The sequence below is a fragment of the Paenibacillus sp. V4I5 genome (assembly GCF_030817255.1).
GTDB lineage: Bacteria > Bacillota > Bacilli > Paenibacillales > NBRC-103111 > Paenibacillus_E.
In genome coordinates, this window is record NZ_JAUSZB010000002.1 from 6,994,182 (window position 1) to 7,018,269 (window position 24,088).

24 protein-coding genes and 1 pseudogene are annotated in these 24,088 nt (G+C 41.8%); 17 read left to right on the plus strand and 8 right to left on the minus strand.

The features are described 5' to 3' along the window. The first annotated feature begins 11 nt into the window (after window positions 1-11). The 8 genes from QFZ78_RS33725 to QFZ78_RS33760 all read left to right on the plus strand — a co-directional run bounded on the left by QFZ78_RS33725 (window position 12) and on the right by QFZ78_RS33760 (window position 7,078). Window positions 12-1,520 (plus strand): extracellular solute-binding protein, encoded by a 1,509-nt coding sequence (locus QFZ78_RS33725; protein WP_307553791.1) that lies wholly within the window; start codon window positions 12-14, stop codon window positions 1,518-1,520. A 23-nt stretch (window positions 1,521-1,543) separates the two neighbouring features. Continuing rightward, window positions 1,544-1,906, plus strand: coding sequence for a cupin domain-containing protein (locus tag QFZ78_RS33730; RefSeq protein WP_188175657.1), 363 nt, complete (start codon window positions 1,544-1,546; stop codon window positions 1,904-1,906). Between the two features lie 2 nt (window positions 1,907-1,908). Continuing rightward, complete coding sequence (locus QFZ78_RS33735) at window positions 1,909-2,322, plus strand: sulfite exporter TauE/SafE family protein (protein WP_307553793.1); 414 nt, start codon at window positions 1,909-1,911, stop codon at window positions 2,320-2,322. 231 nt (window positions 2,323-2,553) lie between these two features. Next, a complete protein-coding gene (locus tag QFZ78_RS33740) occupies window positions 2,554-3,309 on the plus strand; it encodes a sugar phosphate isomerase/epimerase family protein (protein ID WP_307553795.1) in 756 nt (251 codons plus the stop codon). Between the two features lie 28 nt (window positions 3,310-3,337). Beyond that, window positions 3,338-4,567, plus strand: a complete 1,230-nt coding sequence (locus tag QFZ78_RS33745) for a Tm-1-like ATP-binding domain-containing protein (RefSeq protein ID WP_307553797.1) — start codon at window positions 3,338-3,340, stop codon at window positions 4,565-4,567. An 8-nt stretch (window positions 4,568-4,575) separates the two neighbouring features. Continuing rightward, window positions 4,576-5,406 (plus strand): phosphoenolpyruvate hydrolase family protein, encoded by an 831-nt coding sequence (locus tag QFZ78_RS33750; RefSeq protein WP_307553799.1) that lies wholly within the window; start codon window positions 4,576-4,578, stop codon window positions 5,404-5,406. A 90-nt stretch (window positions 5,407-5,496) separates the two neighbouring features. Beyond that, complete coding sequence (locus QFZ78_RS33755) at window positions 5,497-6,435, plus strand: hypothetical protein (protein ID WP_307553801.1); 939 nt, start codon at window positions 5,497-5,499, stop codon at window positions 6,433-6,435. A gap of 85 nt (window positions 6,436-6,520) precedes the next feature. Then, entirely contained in the window at window positions 6,521-7,078 is a 558-nt protein-coding gene (locus tag QFZ78_RS33760) for a helix-turn-helix domain-containing protein (protein WP_047675026.1), read from the plus strand. A 189-nt stretch (window positions 7,079-7,267) separates the two neighbouring features. On the opposite strand, the gene QFZ78_RS33765 is transcribed toward QFZ78_RS33760, so the two are convergent. From QFZ78_RS33765 to QFZ78_RS33785, 5 genes are all read right to left on the minus strand, one after another. Then, the gene (locus QFZ78_RS33765) at window positions 7,268-8,881 is read right to left on the minus strand and encodes a UDP-N-acetylmuramoyl-L-alanyl-D-glutamate--2,6-diaminopimelate ligase (RefSeq protein ID WP_307553804.1); all 1,614 of its coding nucleotides are present in this window, start codon (window positions 8,879-8,881) and stop codon (window positions 7,268-7,270) included. Between the two features lie 215 nt (window positions 8,882-9,096). Further along, window positions 9,097-10,956 (minus strand): ABC transporter permease, encoded by a 1,860-nt coding sequence (locus QFZ78_RS33770; RefSeq protein WP_307553806.1) that lies wholly within the window; start codon window positions 10,954-10,956, stop codon window positions 9,097-9,099. Further along, a complete protein-coding gene (locus QFZ78_RS33775) occupies window positions 10,946-11,701 on the minus strand; it encodes an ABC transporter ATP-binding protein (protein ID WP_307553807.1) in 756 nt (251 codons plus the stop codon). Before QFZ78_RS33775 ends, QFZ78_RS33770 begins: the two co-directional genes overlap by 11 nt. Window positions 11,702-11,855: 154 nt before the next feature. Next, window positions 11,856-12,854: a sensor histidine kinase gene (locus QFZ78_RS33780; RefSeq protein ID WP_307553809.1), complete on the minus strand. Its 999-nt coding sequence runs from the start codon at window positions 12,852-12,854 to the stop codon at window positions 11,856-11,858. A 13-nt stretch (window positions 12,855-12,867) separates the two neighbouring features. Continuing rightward, window positions 12,868-13,560: a response regulator transcription factor gene (locus tag QFZ78_RS33785; protein ID WP_307553811.1), complete on the minus strand. Its 693-nt coding sequence runs from the start codon at window positions 13,558-13,560 to the stop codon at window positions 12,868-12,870. A 754-nt stretch (window positions 13,561-14,314) separates the two neighbouring features. Between QFZ78_RS33785 and QFZ78_RS33790 the strand changes: the two genes are divergently transcribed. Further along, the gene (locus QFZ78_RS33790) at window positions 14,315-14,842 is read left to right on the plus strand and encodes a P-loop nucleotide/nucleoside kinase family protein (RefSeq protein WP_307553813.1); all 528 of its coding nucleotides are present in this window, start codon (window positions 14,315-14,317) and stop codon (window positions 14,840-14,842) included. A gap of 100 nt (window positions 14,843-14,942) precedes the next feature. Here QFZ78_RS33790 and QFZ78_RS38715 read toward each other — a convergent pair whose 3' ends face one another. Further along, a complete protein-coding gene (locus QFZ78_RS38715; protein WP_373461154.1) occupies window positions 14,943-15,191 on the minus strand; it encodes a winged helix-turn-helix domain-containing protein in 249 nt (82 codons plus the stop codon). Window positions 15,192-15,382: 191 nt separating this feature from the next. Next, window positions 15,383-15,859, minus strand: coding sequence for a YqeG family HAD IIIA-type phosphatase (locus QFZ78_RS33795; protein WP_307553814.1), 477 nt, complete (start codon window positions 15,857-15,859; stop codon window positions 15,383-15,385). A 395-nt stretch (window positions 15,860-16,254) separates the two neighbouring features. Between QFZ78_RS33795 and QFZ78_RS38720 the strand changes: the two are divergent. From QFZ78_RS38720 to QFZ78_RS33815, 5 genes and pseudogenes are all read left to right on the plus strand, one after another. After that, a pseudogene (locus tag QFZ78_RS38720) lies at window positions 16,255-16,347 on the plus strand (phosphotransferase); the annotation flags it as partial. 515 nt (window positions 16,348-16,862) lie between these two features. Then, entirely contained in the window at window positions 16,863-18,074 is a 1,212-nt protein-coding gene (locus tag QFZ78_RS33800; RefSeq protein ID WP_307553816.1) for an MFS transporter, read from the plus strand. 663 nt (window positions 18,075-18,737) lie between these two features. After that, window positions 18,738-19,178, plus strand: coding sequence for a C40 family peptidase (locus QFZ78_RS33805; RefSeq protein ID WP_307553818.1), 441 nt, complete (start codon window positions 18,738-18,740; stop codon window positions 19,176-19,178). A 264-nt stretch (window positions 19,179-19,442) separates the two neighbouring features. Further along, window positions 19,443-20,009, plus strand: coding sequence for a DUF4309 domain-containing protein (locus QFZ78_RS33810; protein WP_307553819.1), 567 nt, complete (start codon window positions 19,443-19,445; stop codon window positions 20,007-20,009). Window positions 20,010-20,266: 257 nt separating this feature from the next. Next, window positions 20,267-21,037: an SGNH/GDSL hydrolase family protein gene (locus QFZ78_RS33815; protein WP_307553821.1), complete on the plus strand. Its 771-nt coding sequence runs from the start codon at window positions 20,267-20,269 to the stop codon at window positions 21,035-21,037. A gap of 106 nt (window positions 21,038-21,143) precedes the next feature. Here QFZ78_RS33815 and QFZ78_RS33820 read toward each other — a convergent pair whose 3' ends face one another. After that, window positions 21,144-21,416: a hypothetical protein gene (locus tag QFZ78_RS33820; protein ID WP_307553823.1), complete on the minus strand. Its 273-nt coding sequence runs from the start codon at window positions 21,414-21,416 to the stop codon at window positions 21,144-21,146. A 391-nt stretch (window positions 21,417-21,807) separates the two neighbouring features. Here QFZ78_RS33820 and QFZ78_RS38725 point away from each other — a divergent pair, with 391 nt between their 5' ends. From QFZ78_RS38725 to QFZ78_RS33830, 3 genes are all read left to right on the plus strand, one after another. Then, the gene (locus QFZ78_RS38725; protein WP_373461087.1) at window positions 21,808-21,996 is read left to right on the plus strand and encodes a DUF3973 domain-containing protein; all 189 of its coding nucleotides are present in this window, start codon (window positions 21,808-21,810) and stop codon (window positions 21,994-21,996) included. 223 nt (window positions 21,997-22,219) lie between these two features. Then, window positions 22,220-23,554, plus strand: coding sequence for a DUF2252 domain-containing protein (locus QFZ78_RS33825; RefSeq protein WP_307553825.1), 1,335 nt, complete (start codon window positions 22,220-22,222; stop codon window positions 23,552-23,554). A 114-nt stretch (window positions 23,555-23,668) separates the two neighbouring features. Beyond that, a complete protein-coding gene (locus QFZ78_RS33830) occupies window positions 23,669-24,031 on the plus strand; it encodes a hypothetical protein (RefSeq protein ID WP_307553827.1) in 363 nt (120 codons plus the stop codon). Window positions 24,032-24,088 lie beyond the last annotated feature (57 nt).

Below are 24,088 nucleotides of genomic sequence, written 5' to 3' on the forward strand. Positions count from 1 at the left end.
GGGTTTTGGGTATGATGAAAGGCTCAAAGAAACAGGCATCGGCTGCTTTGCTTTCGATTGTAGCGCTATTCACTGCAGCATGTTCCGGCAGTCAAGGAGGGACAGACACGAAGCCGGAGGCAAGCAAGATGGAGGCGCCCGTCACCCTCAATATCTTAAGCAATTTCTCGATTGCACAGCCGCCAGGACCAGATAATCCGGTGACGAAGGAATTTGAAAAAAAGACGAATACTAAACTGAATATCACCTGGATTTCTGATGGTGTGTTTAACGACAAGCTGAATGTTTTGCTCGCTTCGGGGGATCTTCCCGATCTCATCAAGCTGCCGGATACGACTTCGATTCCGCAGTTTCAGACGATGGTCAAACAGGGCGCCTTCTGGGACCTCACGCCGTTTCTTAAAGAATATAAACATTTAATGGAATCACCTAAGCAAATTTGGGACAACACCAAAATAAACGGTAAAAACTATGTTGTTCCTATCGTAAGACCCTTAGAAGTCGGGGGGCTAGCGATTCGCCGGGATTGGCTGGATAAATTAGGCTTAAAAATGCCGACAACGATGGATGAATTGTATACAGTCATGAAAACATTCAAAGAAAAAGAACCGGACGGAAAAAAGGACACGTATGGGTATACGATGCGTGGAAACGATATCATCGACAACATCTATAATGGCTCCAATGGGAAATGGAAGGTCGTTAACGGCAAATTAGTCGACGTGACCCTGGAGCCGACGATGCGGGAAGCTCTTCTTTTCAAGAAGCGGCTGTTTGACGAAGGGCTTATTCCTCCGGATTTTGCAGTCATGAAGGACAATCAATACTGGGATTTGGCGACTAGCGGGCGCGCCGGGATGACAACTGAGACGATTGAAGCGTTATGGCGCTGGACTTACGACCAATGGAAGAGAGATCCCAAAGTTACGTGGGAGCCCTTAGTTTCTGTAGCAGCTTCACAAGGGCAATTCACTGGACAGGGTTCAGGCATGATCGGCGTGGCGGCCATCCCGAAATCCGTTTCCGAAGCGAAGGTGAAAAAAATATTGTCCCTGCTCGATTTCGGCGCTTCGGCGGAAGGTCACGTATTATCCAATTATGGAATTGAAGGTGTGCATCATAAAAAAGAAGACGGATTTTATGTTACTAATGATCAAGGCGTTAAAGACAGTTTGGGCCCTGGTGCGTTCGGCAAGCTTTTCATGAAGTACGATCCCTATATGTATGCGTTTGCGCCTGGTATGCCGAAGGATGTATTCGAACGAAATAAGAAAATCATCGATGCCAAATCCAAAATCAGCCTGCCTAATTCTGCCGTCGGATTGGTTTCAGAAACGAACCTGAAGGTTGGTTCTGACTTCACCAAGAAAATCAATGACATGAAAACACAGGTCATTATGGGCAAATCCAATATCGACGCATGGGATAAATTAGTTGCCGAACTTAAGCAAGACGCCAACTATCAGAAGATTATTCAAGAAATGAATGCGTCGTATAAAGAACGTTTGGCATCTAAGTAAACATAAAAAAGGAGAACGAGTGTATGGCTACCATTACGGATTTGAGAAAGCAAGACAAGGCACGTGTATTGGATATGGATTGGGGAAAGATTCAATGGCTTTGCGGCCAAGAAATAGATCCGGACAGCGAAATGACCTTTGGTATGGTTTATATTAACGCGGGTCAATCGAATCCCAGACATGTGCATCCGAACTGCGAAGAAATCATCTTTATACTATCCGGAGAATGCGACCATACTCTGGGAGACGAAACCTTTCATCTGGAACCGGGCATGATGTTGCGAATTCCACGCAATGTGCCCCATAATGCAACCACGACAAGTTGGGAACCGTGCCGTATGATTATCACGTACTCAGCACCGGACCGCCAGACCATTGGCGAATAAACATGTTTGATTTGAGCAATTGGCAAATCGTCATCATCGTTATCGTGGGGGTTTGCGTCGGTTTTGCGAAGACGGGCGTTTCCACAATGGGAATTTTTAATGCCATGCTCATGACCGTTATTTTTCCGGCAAAGCTGTCGGTAGGTATCTTACTGCCTATGCTGATTGTCGGGGATTTAATGGCGGTTGCCTATTACCGCAAAAATGTGATTTGGAAGCATTTAATTAGCCTGATTCCATGGGTGCTATTGGGCGTAATTGGCGGCTATTTCGTTTTGCTGAAAACGGGTAATGATCAATTAAAGCTCCTGTTGGGATCCCTAATATTTGGCATCATCCTGCTTCAAGTTATCAAAGACTCGGCAGGAGTTTGTCGGAACAGGCGCATGGTTCTTTCTGCTTGTGAATCTCATTAAAGTGCCATTCTACATTCAATTAGGAATGATTACATCCCAATCTTTGTTGTTTAATGCTTGGACGATACCGCTAATTGCTATTGGCGCTTATGCGGGCGGGTATTAAATTGCTGCCGTTAATTCCGCAAGTTTATTTTCAACGGCTTATACTGTCACTTGGGGCTATTGGAGCCTTGAAACTGCTAGGGGAAAGCTTAGTTCATTTTAAATGATATATGAGGAGAAACAATTATGAGTATAAAGTTGGCTTTTTCCAGACCCACTTCCACAGTGGAGGAACAGACGCTTCTTTTTCAACAATATAGAGCGGTTGGCTATGACGGACTGCAACTGAAAGGCCCGCAATATAGCCCCTATCTTAACGAGCCAGAAAGATTCAAGGAAGCATGGGGGCAATTACCGGGGGTGGGCTCGGCGCTCATTACAGGCGGGAGATTGGATGAGGCGGGCACCCAGCAGCTTAGGAACGTATTTCGGTTTGCCTCCGGAATCGGTACGGATCTAGTCGTATACTGCCATGGGGTTCCCAGAGCTGAAGTTACATCTGAGGATATTCGTGGGTATGGGGATGCGTTTTCGGAATTGGGCCTTGAAGCACAGCAGCAGTACGGCGTGAAGCTTTCCCTGCACCATCATCACAACAATCCGGTAATGTACCGTGAAGATTTTGATATCTTCTTTGACCGGATCCAAGATCAATCCATCGGTTTGACCGTGGATACTGCGCATTTGGTGAAGTCTGGCGTCCACGACGTAGCTGAGTTGATCCGCAGCTTTGGCCACGTGATCGATAACTTTCATCTCAAGGACTTTGAGCAAGGGGATTGGAAAGTACTCGGTGAAGGAGCCATCGATTTCAAACCGATTTTCGGAGCGATTAAAGCGATTAACTATAAAGGCTGGATGTCGGCAGATGAAGAAAGCGGCGGCGAAGTACTTGAGGGCATGAAGGCTTGTTATACGTATATGTGCAATGCAATGAAGTAAAGTGCAGATCCTTGAAGGAGCTGGAGTCGTGGGGAAAAAAGCCATATTAATTGGAGCTTTGGATACGAAAGGGCTCGAATTTCAATTCGTGAAAGATGCGCTGCAAGCGTGTGGAACGGATACCTTTGTTATCGATACCGGCGTGCTGGGAGATCCTTTGTTCGAGCCGGATGTCTCCGCAGATGAAGTAGCAAGAGCAGGAGGATCCAGCATAGAGGAACTGCGAACGCAGAACGACCGTGGAACAGCTGTTGCTGTTATGACCCAAGGTGCAGCAAATATCGCGGTTCAATTAGAGAAGAAGGGGATAGTCGGCGGTATGTTAGGGATGGGTGGGACTGCAGGAACAACGGTAGCTGCTTCAGCCATGCAGGCTCTTCCTATCGGCGTGCCGAAGCTGCTTGTTTCTACCGTTGCATCTGGGAATACAAGGCCCTATGTGGGCGTAAAGGACATTATGATGATGTACTCCGTTGTCGACATCGCCGGCATTAACCGACTGTCCCGGCGAATATTAAGCAATGCTGCCTATGCATTAGCCGGGATGATTCGGCACACAGGGTTGGAGCAGGAGACAGCGGATGAGAAAGTCACGCTGGGCATCACAATGTTCGGAGTGACAACGCCATGCGCGACCCGCGTGAGGGAAATCCTGGAGAAGAAGGGCTACGATCTGCTTGTATTCCATGCGACCGGAACAGGCGGCCTTGCGATGGAGGAATTGATCAAGGCTGGTTATATTAAGGGTATTGCGGACATTACTACCACAGAATTAGCCGATGAGTTGGTCGGCGGCATTTTTAGTGCCGGACCTAACCGTCTAGAAGCTGCGGGTGCTGCCGGAATTCCGCAGGTTGTCTCGGTGGGAGCGCTCGATATGGTCAATTTCGGACCTCCAGACACCGTCCCGGCACCATTCAAAGAGCGAATCTTTTACCAGCATAACCCGACCACAACATTGATGAGAACGACGGTTTCAGAGAACCGCGAATTGGGACGGATTTTGGCTGATAAGTTGAATAAAGGCACAGCACCGACCATCGTCGTGTTCCCGAAAGCCGGAGTTTCCTTGCTGGACATAGCAGGAAAGGCATTTGAAGGAAGGGAAGAGCGATGCGCCCTGTACGAAGGAATCAAGCAGCACCTTCGTTCAGACATTCCTATGATTGAAATGGAACAAGACATCAATGATCCTGCAGTCGCAGACGTGATTGCAGAGCATTTACTCAAGTTGTTGGAACATAAGAAAGAAGGGTAGATTAAACGATGGCGATACCGAGACAAGAAATAGTAAACCGATTGCGTTCTCAAGTGGAACAAGGCCTTTTCATCGTTGGCGCTGGGGCTGGAACAGGTTTATCGGCAAAATGTGCTGAAGCGGGCGGTGTAGATATGATCATCATCTATAATTCGGGCAGGTACCGGATGGCAGGCCGAGGTTCATTAGCCGGATTGATGCCGTATGGAGATGCCAACCAAATCGTAGTGGAAATGGGAGGCGAGGTTCTTCCTATTGTCGAGGATACACCTGTGCTGGCAGGGGTTTGCGGCACAGATCCGTTCCGTCTGATGGATGTCTATTTGAAGCAGTTGAAAGAAATGGGCTTCTCCGGCGTTCAAAACTTCCCGACGGTAGGTCTGATCGACGGGACGTTCCGGCAAAATTTAGAAGAAACCGGGATGGGATATAGCTTGGAAGTGGAGATGATCCGTAAAGCTCATGAATTGGATTTATTGACTACTCCATACGTTTTCAACGAAGAGGATGCCATCGTAATGGCTAGGGCTGGAGCGGATGTGCTTGTTGCGCATGTTGGTCTGACGACCAAAGGAAGCATAGGAGCGAAGACGGCATTATCGCTCGATGAATCGGCTGACCTCGTTCAGCGCATCTATGATGCCGGGAAAAGCGTGAATCCGGATATACTGGTTATCTGTCATGGCGGTCCGATCTCGGAGCCGGAGGACGTAGACTACGTTCTTAGCAAAACCAAAGGGATTGCCGGATTTTTCGGAGCATCCAGCGTAGAACGGCTTCCTACTGAAATAGCGATCACCGAGCAGGTGAAAAAATTTAAAAGTTTAAGCAAAAAATAATGGGTAGACATACCCGGAATCGTCGTCCTATATACTTTATGGGGCGATTTTTGTAATTTAAGTGGACAATTTGGTTAAGGAGGGTATTCGATGAATCTTGAAGAACAAAGTAATTTAAACAGAATAGTTCGTGATTTAGGCATTGAAAACATAGTGGACTTATTAATTGAACAAATTCCTGGGTCCGATTTAAATACCCTGTTACTCGAAGCATTTAGAAGAAAAACAAAGAATTCATCTGCCAGCGACTTACTAAGAAGATACGAAGCAAACAGATTTGTGCAAGCGGCAAGAGTTAATCCAATAGAGTTAAAACAACTAGAACTAGATACACTGAAAATAGCTAAACACCACTCATTTATTCCTTTGCAAATGTCGCCTGTAGCGCCCTTGGGTTCTTGTTCGATAGTAGCTACGGTGGACCAAAATAAGATCATATCAGCGCTGAGAGGTACGGAAGTAGTTGCGGATGCTACAAACCTCTTAGCCTTACATATCAGTGATTGCTTAAAGTCGGGAAAAATGAACAATGAAGATGATTTTATTAGATTTTGCACGACTCATAGACATGTAAGGGCACAAAATACTCATAAAGCCCCGGGTATTTTATCCCATTTTCAATTGTTTTGTATGGTTACATCCAGTAAAGATAAGGGATCTTACTCCTTTGAAAAGCAATCATTTTGGGAGCACATTAACGTTTATAAAGACATTTTCCAAACGTTGTTTCGTTCAGATTTGGAAGTTGTACTTAGCGTTCGTAGTGGATATAAGGATTCTGAAGGGCTAGTTCAAAGGATATTGCTATACGGAGAAGAGAAATCGATGCATGTCGTTACATCCGAAGGCTCAACGAATACTGAAAATCAATACTACAAAGGACTACAGTTTACCATTATTGCAACTATCAATGGACAAGTACTCAAGATAGGAGACGGGGGAATCGTTGATTGGCCCCAACAGTTATTAGGAAACAAGAAAGAACGGATGATGATAAGTGCCATCGGTTTAGATAGATTGCTGTTATAGTGAATAAACTCCTCCTGTTGACGATTACACAGTGTATCGTTATGATAAACATAGTTGAACAATATGAAATAGGAGATCTCTGAAGATGCAACTTGGGGATAAAATTAAGAAGCTGCGGAAAGAACAAAATTGGAATTTGACAGAGATTGCCGATATTTGCGGGTTTTCTAAAAGCTTGTTGTCCAAAATAGAAAACGGGAAGACGATGCCGCCTATTTCAACCCTGATCAAGATCGCCGACGCATTAGGAACTACAGTCTCAATTCTTTTGGATGATCAACAGCAGTCAGGCACGATTCATACAACAAAAGAAAAAAGCCAATCCAAATTAGTGAAAACGGAAAAAGGGTATTCCTTTTTCGCATTTGCCGTTGAGCGCGGAGACAAGCTTATGCAGCCGTTTCTATTTGTCTCAAGGAAAGATGAACATGACAGCAGACATATTTTCAGTCACAATGGGGAAGAGTTTATATTTATTCTCGAGGGTCAAATGAAATATAAAGTCGGAAACGTAGAATATACCTTGGGTCCGGGAGACAGTCTGTATTTCGATTCGATAGAAAAGCATACCATAAGTCCAATTACGAGCGAAGTAAAGTATGTAGCTGTGTTTACCCAATCCAAGTTGGGTACTAAGATGTAGCCTTGAGCCATGCAACCATCGGAAGACGTATTGGATTTTGGATTAGGTGCAGATCAATATTGAGGACAGTGACTTTTGTAAGAAACATGGGCATTCAATCCGTGAAGATGTGCTGGTTTTTTGCACTTCAAAACATTATTTTGAAGTAACAAATAAAGTCTTGAAGTAGACAATAATGTTTTGAAGTAATTAGGCGTTCACTCTACTGGGTGAACGCTTTTTTATAGCAGGGTGGAGGAGGTGTCTTTCTTTGTTAGGCGGGGTTGTCATATGATGGCCACCCCTTATTGCTTCAGCATGCTCATACCCGGTTGACGGGCACATTGTACATATCAATTCCACAGCAACTTCAATATCGTTAAATGGAATATGTTCATTTTTAATGATCTGATGTGTTTCGTGGCCCTTTCCTGCAATAATAATACAATCGTTTGCATCCGTGGCGAATTCAATTGCTTTTCGAATGGCTTCTCTTCGATCCGGAATCGTAATGTAACGGTCTTCTGATATGTTGTTTGACCTAAGGCCTTCAAGTATGTCATTGATAATGGTATTTGGGTTTTCCGAGCGTGGGTTATCCGATGTGAAAATAGCTTTATCCGAATAAGTAACTGCAATATTACCCATAATAGGACGTTTAAACTTATCCCGATCACCTTCGCAACCTACAACACAATACAATTTCCCCTTAGTAAGTTCTCTTGCAGTTTTTAATACATTTTCTAATCCGTTCGGATTGTGAGCGTAATCCACGATTAATGAAAAATTTTGTCCGGCAAATACGGGTTGGAATCTTCCGTCAACCCCATGAAATGCTTCCAAGCTTTTTTTAATACCCTCTAATGGAATATGTTCAACAATTCCTACGGATATTGCTGCAAGCGCATTATATACATTAAATTTCCCGAGAAGTTTCAAATGGATTGTCATACTTCCTATTAAAGTATCAACAGTCAAAAAGGTGCCTTCTGTTCTTAATTCGATATCTCTTGCTTGCACATCTGCTTTAGCTTCAATTCCGTAAGTTAAGACTTGAACAGCTGATTTTTTAGCCAAATTTTTAGAAGCAGGGTCATCGGCATTTAATACTGCAAATTTAGGTTCATCTGTGTAAGTATTTCCCATTTGGGAAAAAAGCAAAGATTTAGCATCAAGATAATTTTCTAAGGTTTGATGATAATCCAAATGATCGTGCGTTAAATTTGTAAAAACAGCTGTTTTAAAGTTACAGCCTCTAACCCTCCCCATTTCCAGAGAATGAGAGGATACTTCAAGGACGGCATACTGGGCTTTTAACTCTAACATCATGTTAAAATATCTTTGAATTTCAATCGCTTCTGGCGTTGTATTAACTGTTTTTTCAACAAAATCGCCAACTTTCGTATACAGAGTACCGATAAGTCCGGCTTTTTTTCCGTTGTCCGATAACATTTTTTCAATTAAATGGGTTGTAGTTGTTTTTCCATTCGTGCCTGTAATACCAATCAGCTTTAACGGATTCGAACATTGACCATAATAATAATCAGATATAATTGCCATCGCTCTCCTGGTATCTGGGACATGAATAAGCGTAACACCAGGAGGACATTTCACTTCAATTTCTACTAATATCGAAATAGCTCCATTGGAAATCGCTTCAGTGATAAACTGATGCCCATCCATTTGAGTTCCCGTCAAACAAATAAATAATCCGTCAGGTTTTATTTTTCGAGAGTCGATTGCGATATTTGTAATTTCTATATTAGTAGTGTCGCCTTTTATTTGCTTTACAAATAACCGTTCTAATAGAGCAGTGAGCTTCAACGAGGTCCCCCCTTATAATGTATCCATGTATATGTTTTGCAATTAGTTGAAAATAATTCATAATATTATATGGACAGCGGGGGCTTATTTGACGCGAGGCTTTATCTTCTCAGCTCTAATTTAATAGATTCATCATCAAAGTACTAAAATAAAACCAAGCAGCAAAAAAAGGCATCCAATTACTCCTAATGGATGCCTTTTAATATAAATCTGACTCAGCTAAAGGTTAGATGCTTTTTTATCACATTCAAATAATTCCTTCTAATGAACAAGAAATAAACGATCTGAAGGAGCAAGAAGATGCCCATAACGGTAACCGCTGCTGCGCCGACTTCTATTTTAAATAGCCTTTGCAGAGCTCCTAAAGCAACGGCGGAATGCATGGTTGCCACGATGTACGGAAACAAGAACAATACGCCAATTTCGATCGAAACAACTTTTTTTATTTCTTTAAACGTTACACCGATTTTATGCAATTGCTTATATTTCTGTTTATCGGTTTCCTGATCCATGTAAAATTTGTTGTAGATAAAGCTTCCTGAAGCCACGAAGAAGATGATGCCTAAGAATATCGATAAGAACATAATCGTGCCGTATGCTCTTTTTTCAGTTTCATAAATATGGGATTTGGACAAAAATAGCGAAGTCTGATTATCTCCATATTTCTTCTCATATTCGTCATAGACGACATAAGTGCCGGACCAATCCTTGACATGAAACTCATACTGAGGCTGGGATTCTTCTGTGGCTTCAATGCGATCAAATAGCCGATCGTCAACGACATATATCGCATAAAATTGATCATGCAATAGCTTCGCACGTATTTCTTCTGTTATTCGGATGCTATTTCCTTCAATCGCTAGGCGGTTTATGCCGTCGTTTTCCTCGGGGGGTACGATTATAATCGCTTCTTGTTCACGGATAGACACGGTTTTCAAGTTTAATTGCTTGGCGAATTGATTATAAACGCTTGCTTTCATTAAGGGTAAACCAGACCCGTCCTCTTGGATAAGATATTTAATGTCTACAACTATTTTTTCATATGGAAAATGGTTTTTCTTTAACTGATCTTCAATAAATCGGATCTCCTCAGCGGCGGAAGGATTTTTACCGAAAATTTGATAAGTAAAAGCCAGCGGATGTCGCTCTTCTATATCATTTAATGTATTCGTCCAAAAGGCATAGGAGGCGCCGCTCAATATTACAGCAGCTGTAGATGTGATGGTAATGATGAAAAACATCCTGGCATTGTCCCGTATTCGATAGAACAAATTGGATACCCAGATCAGATTGGTGTTTCTTAAATAATAGGACCTGTTCTTTTTTAATAAAGCGATCGCAAAAACGCTGAACTGCGAAAATAACAAATAAGTAGCTATGACGACCATGCCTATAATAAATAAAATAAAATTCCCTAGATTTCCTTTTATTGGAACAAATGATAATGCATATCCGGCAATTAGTAGAAGGAAGCCAAAAACCGCAATAAGTTGAGAAAATTTAGGAGCGGGCTTAGGGGCCTTCGTTGCTTTAAGCAGACGTAAGATATCTTTTTCCTTTACGATCCATGATGTGAATAATGAGACGAACATGCCGAGCAGCAAGAAGCATACAAGCGTAATAAGAATCGCTTTTATCGGAAAATAAAACGGCAAGGAAGGAAGCCTCAGCAGCTTCTCGATGATCGTCAAAAATAGTTTTGAGAACACCAGACCCGTAACGATGCCGCCGATTGTTGCCGCGACACTGATGATCATATTTTCAATGGAGATCATCTTGAGAAGCTGCCTCCTCGATGTGCCTAGCATATATAGGATGCCGAATTCCTTATACCTCTTTTTTAATAATACACTGATCGAATAAAAGACAAAGAAAAACAAAAATAAATAGGCAATCATTTCCGCACCCAAAAGGGATACCTTGATATAGGATTTGAATGTTCCTTTATCGGGGTGAAGAATAAACGTGGTCAGAGAGAAAAATAAGGTAACGGATATAATTGTACTTAAGAAATAAGCGAAATAGGCCTTTCCGTTGCGCAGGACATTTCTCGTCGCAAACTGTTTAAACTCCATGAGCAGCTCCTCCTAAAAGCGAAAGTACATCGATGATCTGTTGATAGAACAGCAGCCTGCTCCCTCCGCTATGAATTTCATTATAGATGGTGCCGTCTTTAATAAATATGATCCGGCCGCAATAACTGGCTGCCACAGGGTCATGCGTCACCATAATCGTGGTCAGCTGCTGTTCTTTATTGATCTTCTCAAAAAGTTCCATGACGGTTCTTGCTGTTTTGGAGTCCAAATTTCCGGTTGGTTCATCTGCCAAGAGGAGAGAGGGATTATGAATGATGGCTCTGGCAATAGCCGCTCTTTGAGCTTCGCCTCCGGAGACTTCATAGGTTCTTTTGTCCAGCAGATGCTCTATGCGCAGAGTTTTGGCGATTCTGTGCAGTCTTCTATCCTGCTCTGTAACCGAGATCCCATCCAAGGTAAGGGGCAAAACCACATTCTCTCCAATGGTTAAAGTATCGAGCAAGTTAAAATCTTGAAATACAAAACCAAGCTCCCTGCGTCTAAAGAGAGCTAGTTTATCTCCCTTAAAATGTAACGGATTGAGACCTTTAATCAGAATGTCTCCTGTTGTGGGTTGATCGACCGTAGAGATCATATTTAACAACGTAGTCTTGCCGCTGCCCGATGGTCCCATCACTCCGACAAATTCTCCAGGTTCAATGGAAAAGCTTATTTGATTTAAAGCATGATACATCACTTCTTTGCCGTAGGTTTTACTTAAATGGCTGACTTTTAACATTTCCATTACAACGACTCCTTTTTATTTGGCTTTCATATACACAATACTTCGTCACATCCCTTTAAGCGATTCATCTTTCTTACTCGATTCTTACATTGTTGTAAGGTTGGAAGTAAGCAAAAAGAACATGCATTAGGAATAAGGCACGTTCTTGATGGTATTAGTTATGATCCGTTTGGATATGTTCAAACAGAATACTGACTTTTGTACCTCGGTTCACTTCGGATTGAATATAAATCTTATGATTTAAGTTTTCGCATATCTTTTTTGCAAGATACAGACCCATTCCCGTAGATTCTCCCAAGATTCTTCCGTTTTCACCGGTAAAGAAAGGATGAAAGACTCTCCTAATATCCTTAGGATGTATGCCAATGCCCTCATCTACGACTTCCAGCACAGTATGATCTTCTGTTTTATAGGCGGAAACAGTCAAATATTTTCCTTTTCCCTTGGAATATTTGATGCCGTTTGTTATCAATTGCTCGATTACAAATTTTATCCATTTTACATCGGTGTAAACCTCAATGGTGTCGTCGACGTCTGCTTTAGGCAACATATGATTTTTAATGAACAGCTTTTTTTCTTGGCTGATGCTGTCCAAAATTAACGGCTTCAAGCGTATCCTTTCGATAACAAAGTCTCTTTCAAAAGCATCGATCCGCGCATAATATAAGGCCATATTCAGGCCCTTTTCCATTTTATAAACCTCTTCGCTCATACCGTGCGCATAAGGTTCGCCTGCGTGGGCTTCAAGCTGAAGCCGGATGACCGAAAGCGGTGTTTTCATTTGATGCACCCATTGATTGATAAAGGTTAAATGCTCTTGATGGTTTTTGTTGATTTGCTGCATGTTCCTTTCGTATAATCGGTATTGCTGCTTTAATAGAGCAGATATATGGTGGCCCCAAAAGGAATCACCTTGATCCAAGGAGGATTCCTCGATGGCATCGAAGTTACTATCTAGTAATACATAGACGTTTTTAGTATTAACATATTTCCAGCCTAAAAAAACAAGAAGAATAAAAGAATTGAATAAGAAAGCGTATAAAACATCTAAAAAAGTAAAATCGCTCGCAAGGAAACAATAAAAAGTGGTTAAACTCACGGAAAAATAATAAATAACGATATAACTCTTGTGCTCCTTTAAAAATAAACTCATATGACATCACCTCCTACCAGCTCTTGTTTAATTTGTAGCCCATGCCTCTTATCGTTTCGACCCCATTCTCAATATCAAGGTCTTGCAGTTTTTTTCTTAGCCTTGTGACATTTACGTTGAGCGTGTTTTCTTCAACAAAATCGGAGTGATCCCACATTTGTTCCAAGAGATAGTTTCGGTTAACCACCTTAGGGTAAGTCTGAATCAGACTTTCGAGCAAAATTGCTTCTTTTTTAGTCAGAATGGCAGTCTTTCCTTGAAACTCCAGATCTAATCTTTCCGGGTATAATTTTAATCCTTCCCATTCGATTACCCGCTCGCCTATAGCATGGGCATAATCTCCAAAGACCCGTCTAATATGGCTGTTTATTTTGGCCATCACTACCTCGTAAGAGAATGGTTTCGTAATATAGTCATCCGCACCGTTTTCAAGAGCTCTCACTTGATCTATCCCGCTCTCTCTAGCGGATATAAAAAGTATAGGAACCTTGGATGTTTCCCGTATCCTCCTACACCAATAAAATCCATCAAACTTAGGCAAATTAACATCTAGCAGGACGAGATGAGGTTTGAGGAGATGAAATTCTTCCATTATGCTTTCAAAGTTTTCCGCAACTGTTGCTGAAAGTCCATATTTTTCAATATGTTCTTTAAGTAGACGACTTATTGATAGATCATCTTCAATAATATAAATCGTATATTTCATAACAAACGTCGCCTCCAAGTTTAGGAACACTGATATTTGATTACTTGTAAAACAATGTCACTCCATTTTATCATTTTAACCAATCGACTTAACAATCTTAAGATCCTGCCTTTTTCCACCCATCCATTTTAAAATTTTGATTTACCATGAATGCTTCCCAAAAAGGGAGCGACAATCTGTGATGCACCGTGGTCGTTGGAGTCAGACTAATGGATGGACTCTAAGGCACTTAGTTCATCGACCTTCCTCTCCCAGCCATAGTAGCAGTATTGACGGATTTCTAAACATTTTCATCATCTATGGTTCAGCGTTTGCGCTGCATGGATGGCTAACGGGAAACTATAGCTAAATAAACATCAAGGGAAGGCTGCCACAGCATAGAACGGGTAGCCTTCTCAGCTATTGGGCAGGTTAGTTCCAATGACTGGGGGGAAAGCACCATTATTTGGTACAATCTTGCAAATTAGATATAATGATACCTAAGGATATTAAGGAGGCCCCCCACTTTACCCAACGGACCTGGCAAATTACTTAATGTCCTGCCCATCATGAAAAAGTCCGCTATCGATGATTTTAGCGGTGGACATACGCAACTGAGTTTTATGGTTATTCCGCGTCTGCCCGATAGTATAGAGAAGTTAAAATTCAGATTGATTCCACATGCTCATCCAATGGAGTCTCCGCCTAAAGACATAATTTTAGACAAAGAGATATCATTTGAATGAATACGCTAACGGGGGAGGGGATTATCCATATGCATTTCACCAAAAAATCAGTAACCGTCTATCTTATCTCTGGTCCACTTGGTGTAGGGAAATCAACCGTCTCCAAGACTCTGGCCAACACGATGAACCAATGTGTGTTGATTGAAGGTGATCTGCTTCTCCATGTTTACCGAGGGGAGACCGAGCCGACCTGGGAGGAACGACTCCGACTGGCTTGGCTTAATATTGCTGCGGTGACGCGGAATTTTCTCCTGGACGGGCTAGACGTGGTTATCGATTTCGTCGTCGAAGATGAACTGCAATGGTTCTTTGACCAACTATCGGACCTCGAGGCGACGCTACACTATGTTGTGCTGCACGCGGAACCGAACACCCTTACCGCTCGACTCCATCAGCGAGGAGATGCACAATATATCCACCGTTCGCTCTTCCTTCGGAACAAGTTGATGGCATCGCCGACCAATGAGCCATTTCTGCTGGATACCGATCGTAAGCAGCCGGATGAACTTGCTGAGGAAATCATTAATAATTCCAGATTTCGGATACACTTGAAGTGAGAAAATTATTTTGTGACAATTGAGGTAACGGATTACGTTTGCTCATTAATGACACGAAGGCAGCCATCGAGATTAAAAACAAGCGCATTGCCATCACATCCTACCAGTTCTTGTTTAATTTGTAGCCCTTGCCTCTGTTCGTTTCGATCCCATTATCAATGTCAAGGTCTTGCAGTTTTTTTCTTAACATTGTGACATTTACGTTAAGGGTGTTTTCTTCAACGAAATCGGAGTGATCCCACATCTTTTCCAGAAGATAGTTTCTGTTAACAATCTTAGGGTTTATCTGAATCAAACTTTTGAGCAAGTTAGCTTCTTTTCTTGTAAGAATCGAAGTCTTGTCTTTAATTTCCTCCTGTTATCCAATTTATGGGGATGATTAATTCCAAAAGACCGTTCGACTCCTTAACATATCGCAGGAATGTCGGTTGTTGAAATCCCACGTTTTGCAGGCTAGGCATTAGTAGCCCCTGTACTACGTAAAAAGGCCGGTCAATTGACCAGCCTTACAGTAAGGAGTATTCCACTTCATTGTATCCTTTACACTCGAAGTACTTTTACCATTAACCGTTTAATTGCACCAATAAATCGGAATTTTGTCCATGAATGAGAAACAAAAATCGTATACATCCCTAGTCGATTTCCACCCCATAAATCAGTAATAATACCATTGCCAATAACGGCTGTCTCATTTTTTCGGGTCCCGAGTATATCCAAAGCAGCCATAAATGCTTTTTTCTTCGGTTTACTCGCTTCGAACAAAGCCGGAATCTCATTAACCAGCTCGGTTCCTTGAGCAGGAGGCTTACTGTTTGAGACAATAATTAACTTTATCGAATATCGGGACTTAAAGTCTTTCAACCATTTCTTCATCGAATCCGATGCAGAAACAGAATTCTTCGGAATTAATGTATTACTCCAGTTAAATATTATTCCTTTAATTCCTGCTCGCAGCAGCTTGTCTCCGTCTATGTCATAAATTGATCGCACAGTTTGTGAAGGCTTGAAAATAGGCATAAGCTTCCTCCGTTATATTTAATTACAAACAAAAGCTGGTCCAAGTCGTGTATAGTTTTCCTTTACCTTCACTTTTAATACCTTTTTCCGTCAGATCCTGAAATTGCTATTAAGTAAGTACAGAAGGGCCGGACTTGATGCCGATGCCTAGTTGGTGAAAACATTATTTGTGATTGCTACTACCATTGTTGATTCAGCTAACGGAAAACGATAGCTAATAATGATACGTTGGCAGCCGTCCAGAACGAATCGGCTGCCTTTATTCACCTCACAGGCAGAAGAGCGGAATAATCAAATTTATTTAAACTCACCCTTAAATCAGTTGGTTTATTACCCTTATAATATTTGGTAAAAGAAGAAAGAAGCGATGACTCAATGTTGACAGAAAGTCCTAGCAATTACGTCTACGATATCGGCTTGCCGCACAGTCCGCGAATACCTATTTTCAAGCAGGCTTTACAGTAGTAGTTCAAGACGTCGTGGTTGGACTCATCTGAATTGACCCCTGAAGAAACTGTTAATGAAATTATTACGAGATTGCAAGATGAGGCACTTCTAAGTTAAGAGATGGAACTAACGGAAACGATAGTTAAACTTAAAGGGGTCCACATATAGAAAATAAAGTTCTAGACTGGAAATAGCCTGTTATCCTGTTTGTTGCTAACAACCGCTGAATATGGTTATGATACTGAATTGACAGTTAGAGCAGTCAATTCAACGTATAAATTATGAGGAGGCTCGTTATCTATGTTACACTCCATGCGTTTAAGATAAGCTGGCAATAAAAAAGCGGATTTTTTATCCACACTTGTGGGCTTTTTTTGAGCTGTTTATTTTTACGTATGTAGACATAGATCGCGATTTGATAGCTTTTTTGCTATGCCTTCTATCGCCGTGTTCTCTCACGTGATAAATGCAGATCTAAGCCCGCATTGTGGACTTGGATCTGTATTTTTTATTGCCAAAAAAGAATCAGACAATAAAAAATACGGGGAGAATGAACATGAAACAACAAAATTGGAAGCGAAGTTTCTTTACAATATGGGCAGGTCAGGCGGTTTCACTGATTACTAGCTCTGTCCTGCAAATGGCGATTATTTGGTATCTAACCGATACTACAGGATCAGCAATGGTGCTCTCGATGGCGACAATGGTAGGTTTTTTACCTCAAGCCATTTTGGGAACAATGATTGGCGTATTGGTTGATCGTTGGAATAGAAAACTGATTATGATCGGTGCAGACCTTATTATTGCTGCCGCAGGTGCTGCCTTGGCTGTGGTCGCAATCACAATCGACCTGCCAATATGGGTCGTGATGATCGTTTTATTTATCCGTAGTATCGGAACAGCATTTCACACGCCTGCTTTGAGTGCAGTAACACCTTTGTTGGTACCAGAGGATCAACTGACGAAGTGCGCTGGATACAGCCAATCGGTACAGTCGGTAAGCTATATTCTAAGCCCTGCAATTGGAGCTTTTCTATATGCAACATGGGAACTAAACGCAATTATTGCCATTGATGTGTTGGGTGCATTGATCGCCTGTATCACTGTGGCGATGGTTGTTATTCCAAAGCAAATGACGCAAGGTGAAAGTGTTAAAAGTAACTTTTTCGAAGAAGCAATAGAAGGTTATCGTACATTTAGGGAATCGAAGGGATTATTTGCATTGCTTTGGATTGGCGCGCTATATGCGTTTGTCTTTATGCCTATCAATGCCTTGTTCCCTTTAATGAGTATGAGCTATTTCGGAGGGACGGCGACCCATGCTTCTATTGTTGAAATCGTCTTTGCAGTTGGAATGTTGGTTGGAGGCTTGTTGCTTGGTGTTTGGGGCGGATTAAAAAACCGTGCACTGAGCATTATTTTTTCCATTTCGTTGATGGGGATTACATTATTCATTTCTGGCTTGTTGCCGATAAATGGCTTCCTTATCTTTGTACTGTGCAGTGCCATGATGGGCTTTTCAAGCCCATTTTATAGCGGTGTACAGATGGCTCTCATTCAAGAAAAAATTCAACCTGAGTATTTAGGGCGGGTATTTGGGCTATTGGGCAGCATTACGTCCTTTGCCATACCGATCGGTTTAATCGTTTCTGGGATTTTTGCCGATCGAATTGGAATTAATACGTGGTTTATGTTATCGGGGGTTTGCATCATAGCAATTGCACTTCTATGTGTGTTGCTGCCCTCTATCCGACATTTAGATAAATAAAAGGAGAAGTGAGCTAAAACTATGCGATATATGCATTGTTATAATCCTCACTTCGTAAATCGCAGGCTATCGCGCTTATCTTTTACAACAAAGGTTGGTTGGTCTACCACCATTGGAATCATTTTTTTATGGCTACATTGCGTTATTTAATGCCGCTGATTTTGATTATGTTGTACGACCGCTGGGAATCGGGTTAAACCAGATAAATCTACATCTCCAGAAACTATGTCATTAAGTTCTAACGGGACACTATAGTCGGATCAGGTAATGTTTAACTCCGAATTGTTGGACAGAATGGATTTGCAAAGCATCGGCAGATATTGAACATGTGGTTGTTAACCGATCCGATTGTAGGGTAGTTAACCCACGGCTCGACTTCATGGGAAAACCCCGCTCATTGAGACTCATTGAGTGGGGTTTTGAATTTTGTACGGCTAAATTGCAGAAGAAGTGTTATAAGAAGCATCGAAGGAATTGATATTTCTCTCGAGTTTTTTTGATGTATAGTAAAGAAACACTACGAATGATGTCGAAAAGGGGAATTGGCATGAGCTTCGTTCAACGGGCAGGATACTTTAGTAATAATAGCTTTTTACCATTATGTTCCTTGCGTTTTCGAGTATTATTAATTGTAGAGTTTAATCAAAAATGGAGGGTTGTTTATTGAAATTTGAGAGTGAAATTGAGAATGCTATTACTTGGGCAAGAAACCACATGGATTCGAAGGATTACCGGCTTCGGTGTCTCGCTTTCGTTGAAGACGCTTATGAAAGAAGCAACGGGATTGAGATGTGGGGAGGCGACGATGCTAGCGAGTCGGCTGAACTTTACGAAGTTCATAAGAATATGGGTTCTCCGCCTAAAGGAGCTTTTGTTTTCTATTACTGCTCAGGTTTAGTCGAAGGTGAACTTAAAAATTGGGGACACGTAGCTTTATCTTTGGGGAATGAAGATGCAATACACGCTTGGGATAAAGTAAGAATAGATAACTATTTAGAAATTGAAAATCTCAAGCCAGCACCAGGATGGACCCAACCCAAGTTTATTGGATGGGCTCCTGTTGAAAGGGTATTAACTGGAATACAGAAGAAGCAGTGGGATTGAGATGTTTAAGCTGATACGACGGAGAACTATAGCTCGTCTAGAACGAAATGAGGCTGCGCATTTTACAAAGAAATTTAATAGGAAGTTCTATGAAGAGGCAACCTTTTTATCGTCATTGACGAATACATCAAACGGATGGAGAATGAGGTGCTTCTATTTTCTTCTATTTGCTTCTAGGAAGACTGGGTTACCTATACGAAGGGTGCAAGCGGTCTGGATGAAATAGGTTACGCACTCTAAAAGGTAAACAATGGAGGCATTTATATGTTAAGCAAAGCGACTGGCGTATGCCTTTTAATGTCTATGCTGATGTTCTCAGCCTGTACGAATGTCGAAGGTCCATTACAGACGCAGGTAGCAGTAACAAATTCGCCCGCTAAAATAGGAACAGAAGAGGGGAAATCAAATTTGTTAGTTGTTACTGAAAACAAAGGGAATTCGTGTCAATTAATACTTGACAAAGAACTACTGAAGACAGCCGAAAAAGGACAACTTAAAGGTATTAAAGCAAATTTATCTTCTTCAAAGAATGAACTAGAAGAATCGTATGGAAAACCTGATGTAATAGGGTTTGAAAATGCGGAATATTTAAAATATGATAACTGCTATTTCTATATATGGGGCGAGAATAAGATCAGTGTAATAGATATAAAAATCAATTTTTCAGTAGAAAAAGTTAAAGAGGTTTTGGGAAAACCTGATTTCGAAGGTAGTCCTGATGCTGGATTTGACGAATATGCACTCGGATATAAAACAGAAGAATATTATTTATATTTTAAATATCACGACAAGGAATCAACCGTAGGGGTATTTCGATTTAAAAAGCTTTAATAACTTATTGCTGATTGTACTAATTGCTTCGTATAGAGGGCGGTTCCCATTGGAGCTGTCTTTTTTTTGCGAGCGCACAATAGTTTTTGCAGTGAGAGCTGTTCGGTTTACTGGCGATGAAGTCTTATGAAAGCCCAGCACGAGGACACCGGAAGTATATGAAGGGACTTGCACGGGGAACATTAGTGAGTGAGGAAACAGATTTGCGTTAGGAATATAATGACATTTTAACTTTTACCTAGAAAGGAATGATCAGGATGATGCATAGCAGAATGAACTGGTGGAAGCTCGGTTTAGCGTTTTCCTTGATCTTCTCGCTGCCGCTTCCTGTTTCGTCCTTCGGGAAGACGGACGATTCGATTCAAACGTTCTATCAGAGCTCCAAATCAGGTAAGCTCATCAACTTCGTCGGAGATAGTACGACAGAAGCGGCACAGGGACTATTTGAACAGCTGGCAGAGATCTATGGGGCTCCCGGAGGCGTTCTGGAAGGGGCACGAATTCGCAACCGCGGCTCCAGCGGCAATACGCTGCATCATTTTGTTAACCAAATCGCTACCCACGGCAATACGCTCGACAATGTGATTCAAGACCAGGCAGACTTGTATGTCGTTTCTTATGGGATCAACGACATTCGGGAAAGCAGCCCTATGCAGATTAAAGCCGATCTGAAGCTTGTCGTGGACAGGCTCTTGAAGGAAACTCACGGTGGGGTGCTGCTGCGCATACCGAATCCATTCTTGTCAGTGAATCGCTGGAGCTATATTCATCTAGATATTGAGAACGCGCAGCTTTACTCCGATCAACTTTGGGATGTGTATTATAGCTTCCGGGACTATGATCCACGCGTCGATATTCTCGATATCCCCAGCCTCGTATTTGGACGTCAGGTTCGGCCGGAGCATCCTTTCATGCAGGATACAATCCATCCGAATGAAGCAGGCTACCGGGCGATCGCCGATGCAGTCGCTCAGAAAATATCCGGCCAGCTGGTCAAGCCGAATTCAGAGGCTTTAAAACTAAATTGACCGTTTCGCTAATTATGAATTCTGAAATACATGAGGCTGGCGATGACATGTGAAGTTGCCATTTGAGCATCGAGAGTAGACCAGATGCTCAAATGGACTTGGAGTATCATTTTAAGAATTTGGACCCTTCTGGTAAAAGAGCATCCTTATCGACCGCAATTACGCCCACCCCACCGGGGATATATACAGCCCTTGTATCTTCATCAACATTTATATAGCGGCCAGGAACATAAATGCCATGGACAAAGGTGTGGATTAAGTTATTTTTAAAAATGTAAGTGGGTGTAACTCCAGTTTCGGTTGCGGCGCTTATGGCGCTCGGAGCCATTAAGCTAGAACATGCAAGAAGCAATGCTAACTTTGTTTTAAGGGATCTCATACTGCATCACACTCCCAACAGTAAGATTTGATGTACTGTAAAGATCATATGTAATTAATTGGGAATTCTGAACATCAAATCAAAAAAAAATCATGCAGAATTAACGTTTAGGGTCTCATTCTGCCCACAAGAATTCTGTATCCAGTTGGAATGACGATAGAACAAAAACGGCCTAAGCTAACGCAGAACTTTAGTTCAATACTGAACGATCAATCGGATAGCCCTTCTGAGCTATCGGGTTATTTATGATGTCTACGTTGCTTCGTGTACACAACCCCAAAAAATTCGGCGAGAGCCTATCGTTAATAAAATCTTAACAATAAATAAACTGATTTTTATGACTATTCAGACATAATGTTGGTATGAACAGTATGTTTAGGAGATGTGGTTTATGTACTACTGTATTTCCTGTGAAAAAAAGCATGAATTAATGGAGATAAGTGGAAAAGTGTTCAGAACTGGTTTTATGTTTTATGAAGGTAAGAAAACCCCATTAGGTATCTGCTATTCCCTAAAGCATAATTTTTTGATGAGATTTCGTGGGCACACATTGATAACTCGAGACGATGTTATGAAATAGGTACAGGAGCGTGGATAAAACATATCAACAAAGAGTGAATTGCTATTACAGGGTATGAGTCCTTGATCAAGCAGTAAAACAACAAGAATGATTGAATAGGTTTAGTAAAAAAGCCACTCTCGTTTCAAGCTGAAAGAGAGCGGCTTATTTCAGTATCTCATAGAATGTCTTTCTACGAAATAGTTCGTGTTACAATACTAGAGAAAGGAAAGGGGATACTTGAATGTCATTGAATTTGACTGAACGCGTAAAACATACGCAAAAAAAATTGAGGTTACTGACCATTTCGAGTGTACTTACAGAGTTTGACTGCCATATAATGGGGTTGGATGAGAGTAAAAGAAAGCTGAAATATGAAAAGATGGCAGTTAGTCCTTTTCAATTTTATCGCGGTAGTAGCTATTTATTTTATTTTGACACGGGCCGAGAATGGTTCCCTTATCATAGTTCACCACAGCGACCGACGTGGATCCAAGGAGATTTGCACTTCGAGAATTTCGGAGCTTTTCGCAGCGAAACAGGGCGTATTGTCTTTGATGTTAACGATTTCGACGAAGGCTATACGGGGTCGTATTTGAATGACCTGTTGAGGATGTGTGTGAGCATTGCTTTAGTAGGCCGAATGAAGGAGTTTGGGCTCGATGTTCAAAAGGATCTTCTCGATGAATACTTATCGGCTTATGTGAAGCAAATTCGAAAATTTGCGAAGCGCAAAGAAGATCCGCATGACGTCGTCTACGATGAGAGAGTGACCGATGGTCCAATTCGCAAGCTGCTGAAAAAGATGGAGAAGCGAGTAGAAAGTCATCTTCTCGAAGGGCTAACTGTGTTACAAGAGGGAGGTCGCCAATTCATCTGGACGGAGGAAATTCAGCAGCCTACTGCTCAGGAGCGGGACATGCTCATATCGGGTTGGAACGATTATTTGAGTACCTTGAATTCAAAAACGAAGAAGCCAGATAGCTATTACCAAATCAAAGATATCGCAGTGAAGCACGGTTCAGGTACTGCCTCTATTGGTCTTACCCGTTTCTATGTACTGATTGAAGGAGCAGCAGGTCCGCAAGCACTCGACGATATCATCATTGAGGTGAAGGAAGTGCGGGCTCCAGTGCCGTCTTACTTTATGCCATATAATGAGCTTTTCTGGTCAGAGTACGCCCATCAAGGCAAGCGTGTGATTATGACGCAGCAGGCGATGCATCACGAAGCTGATCCGTTTCTTGGTTTTATGACGATGGAAGGCCGGCACTTCTACGCTCGCGAGCGTTCCCCATTCAAAAAGAAGCTAAAGCTCGAAAAGATTGAATCCTTTGATGAATGGCAGAGCGTCATCAGTTGCATGGGAGAGATTACAGCCAAAATGCACGCTCGCGCTGATGTCGATGTGCAGCATGGCATCTTGTCTCACCACAGCGAGGACGAGATCGTACAAGCGATTGGTGCAGATACAGATGCATTTCGTGAGTACTTAGCCAATTGGGCTATTTCTTATGCTCATCAAGTAGAAGATGATTATGTGCTGTTTATCGAATGGTTGGAGCAAAGGGCTACTTGAGCTCGTAATCCCGTTAACATACAGATATTTAGTTTTTAAAACTTATGTCCACCCTAAAAGACGCCCGGTATCTCCAATTTATGACAAAGGAGGATTAGATGACTGATTTAAAACATGAACTATCTCATATTTATTGGATCGACGGTAGACCCCGAGAAAGCCTTTTCTAATTGGATGGCAAGGGATATTGGATTTGCCAACCAGTTGGCTAGCCAAACAGAACAATTTAACCTTAGGACATTCCTTGTAGACGGCACCGTATCCATTGAAGATACATTTTCATTAGTTGAAAAACATTTTCAGTTGAAAAGAGAATTATCTCTTACGCAACATTATCGGTTGATGCACCTTTTGTCCGCAAATATTCCGACCATTAATCAATCCATTGTTCCAGGGCGTAACAAATCACATATACATAAAGGCATTAATTTCGATACGTTTGCACTTTTCCTCGGCGGTTGCCTTCCAATGACATAAGTCCAATCAAGTACTATGTACCGAGCGTATATTTATAACGTAGTGAAAAATCAATGA

Bases quoted from the DNA above. Each gene is read 5' to 3' on its own strand.
- QFZ78_RS33795 (WP_307553814.1), bottom strand. From the start codon at position 15,859: ATGCCTATTTTCAAGCCTTCACAAACTGTGCGATCAATTTATGACATA.
- QFZ78_RS33730 (WP_188175657.1), top strand. From the start codon at position 1,544: ATGGCTACCATTACGGATTTGAGAAAGCAAGACAAGGCACGTGTATTG.
- QFZ78_RS33830 (WP_307553827.1), top strand. From the start codon at position 23,669: ATGAACTATCTCATATTTATTGGATCGACGGTAGACCCCGAGAAAGCC.
- QFZ78_RS33755 (WP_307553801.1), top strand. From the start codon at position 5,497: ATGAATCTTGAAGAACAAAGTAATTTAAACAGAATAGTTCGTGATTTA.
- QFZ78_RS33820 (WP_307553823.1), bottom strand. From the start codon at position 21,416: ATGAGATCCCTTAAAACAAAGTTAGCATTGCTTCTTGCATGTTCTAGC.
- QFZ78_RS33740 (WP_307553795.1), top strand. From the start codon at position 2,554: ATGAGTATAAAGTTGGCTTTTTCCAGACCCACTTCCACAGTGGAGGAA.
- QFZ78_RS33780 (WP_307553809.1), bottom strand. From the start codon at position 12,854: ATGAGTTTATTTTTAAAGGAGCACAAGAGTTATATCGTTATTTATTAT.
- QFZ78_RS33750 (WP_307553799.1), top strand. From the start codon at position 4,576: ATGGCGATACCGAGACAAGAAATAGTAAACCGATTGCGTTCTCAAGTG.
- QFZ78_RS33785 (WP_307553811.1), bottom strand. From the start codon at position 13,560: ATGAAATATACGATTTATATTATTGAAGATGATCTATCAATAAGTCGT.
- QFZ78_RS33790 (WP_307553813.1), top strand. From the start codon at position 14,315: ATGCATTTCACCAAAAAATCAGTAACCGTCTATCTTATCTCTGGTCCA.
- QFZ78_RS33815 (WP_307553821.1), top strand. From the start codon at position 20,267: ATGATGCATAGCAGAATGAACTGGTGGAAGCTCGGTTTAGCGTTTTCC.
- QFZ78_RS33760 (WP_047675026.1), top strand. From the start codon at position 6,521: ATGCAACTTGGGGATAAAATTAAGAAGCTGCGGAAAGAACAAAATTGG.
- QFZ78_RS33810 (WP_307553819.1), top strand. From the start codon at position 19,443: ATGTTAAGCAAAGCGACTGGCGTATGCCTTTTAATGTCTATGCTGATG.
- QFZ78_RS33825 (WP_307553825.1), top strand. From the start codon at position 22,220: ATGTCATTGAATTTGACTGAACGCGTAAAACATACGCAAAAAAAATTG.
- QFZ78_RS33800 (WP_307553816.1), top strand. From the start codon at position 16,863: ATGAAACAACAAAATTGGAAGCGAAGTTTCTTTACAATATGGGCAGGT.
- QFZ78_RS33770 (WP_307553806.1), bottom strand. From the start codon at position 10,956: ATGGAGTTTAAACAGTTTGCGACGAGAAATGTCCTGCGCAACGGAAAG.
- QFZ78_RS38725 (WP_373461087.1), top strand. From the start codon at position 21,808: ATGTACTACTGTATTTCCTGTGAAAAAAAGCATGAATTAATGGAGATA.
- QFZ78_RS33775 (WP_307553807.1), bottom strand. From the start codon at position 11,701: ATGGAAATGTTAAAAGTCAGCCATTTAAGTAAAACCTACGGCAAAGAA.
- QFZ78_RS33725 (WP_307553791.1), top strand. From the start codon at position 12: ATGATGAAAGGCTCAAAGAAACAGGCATCGGCTGCTTTGCTTTCGATT.
- QFZ78_RS33735 (WP_307553793.1), top strand. From the start codon at position 1,909: ATGTTTGATTTGAGCAATTGGCAAATCGTCATCATCGTTATCGTGGGG.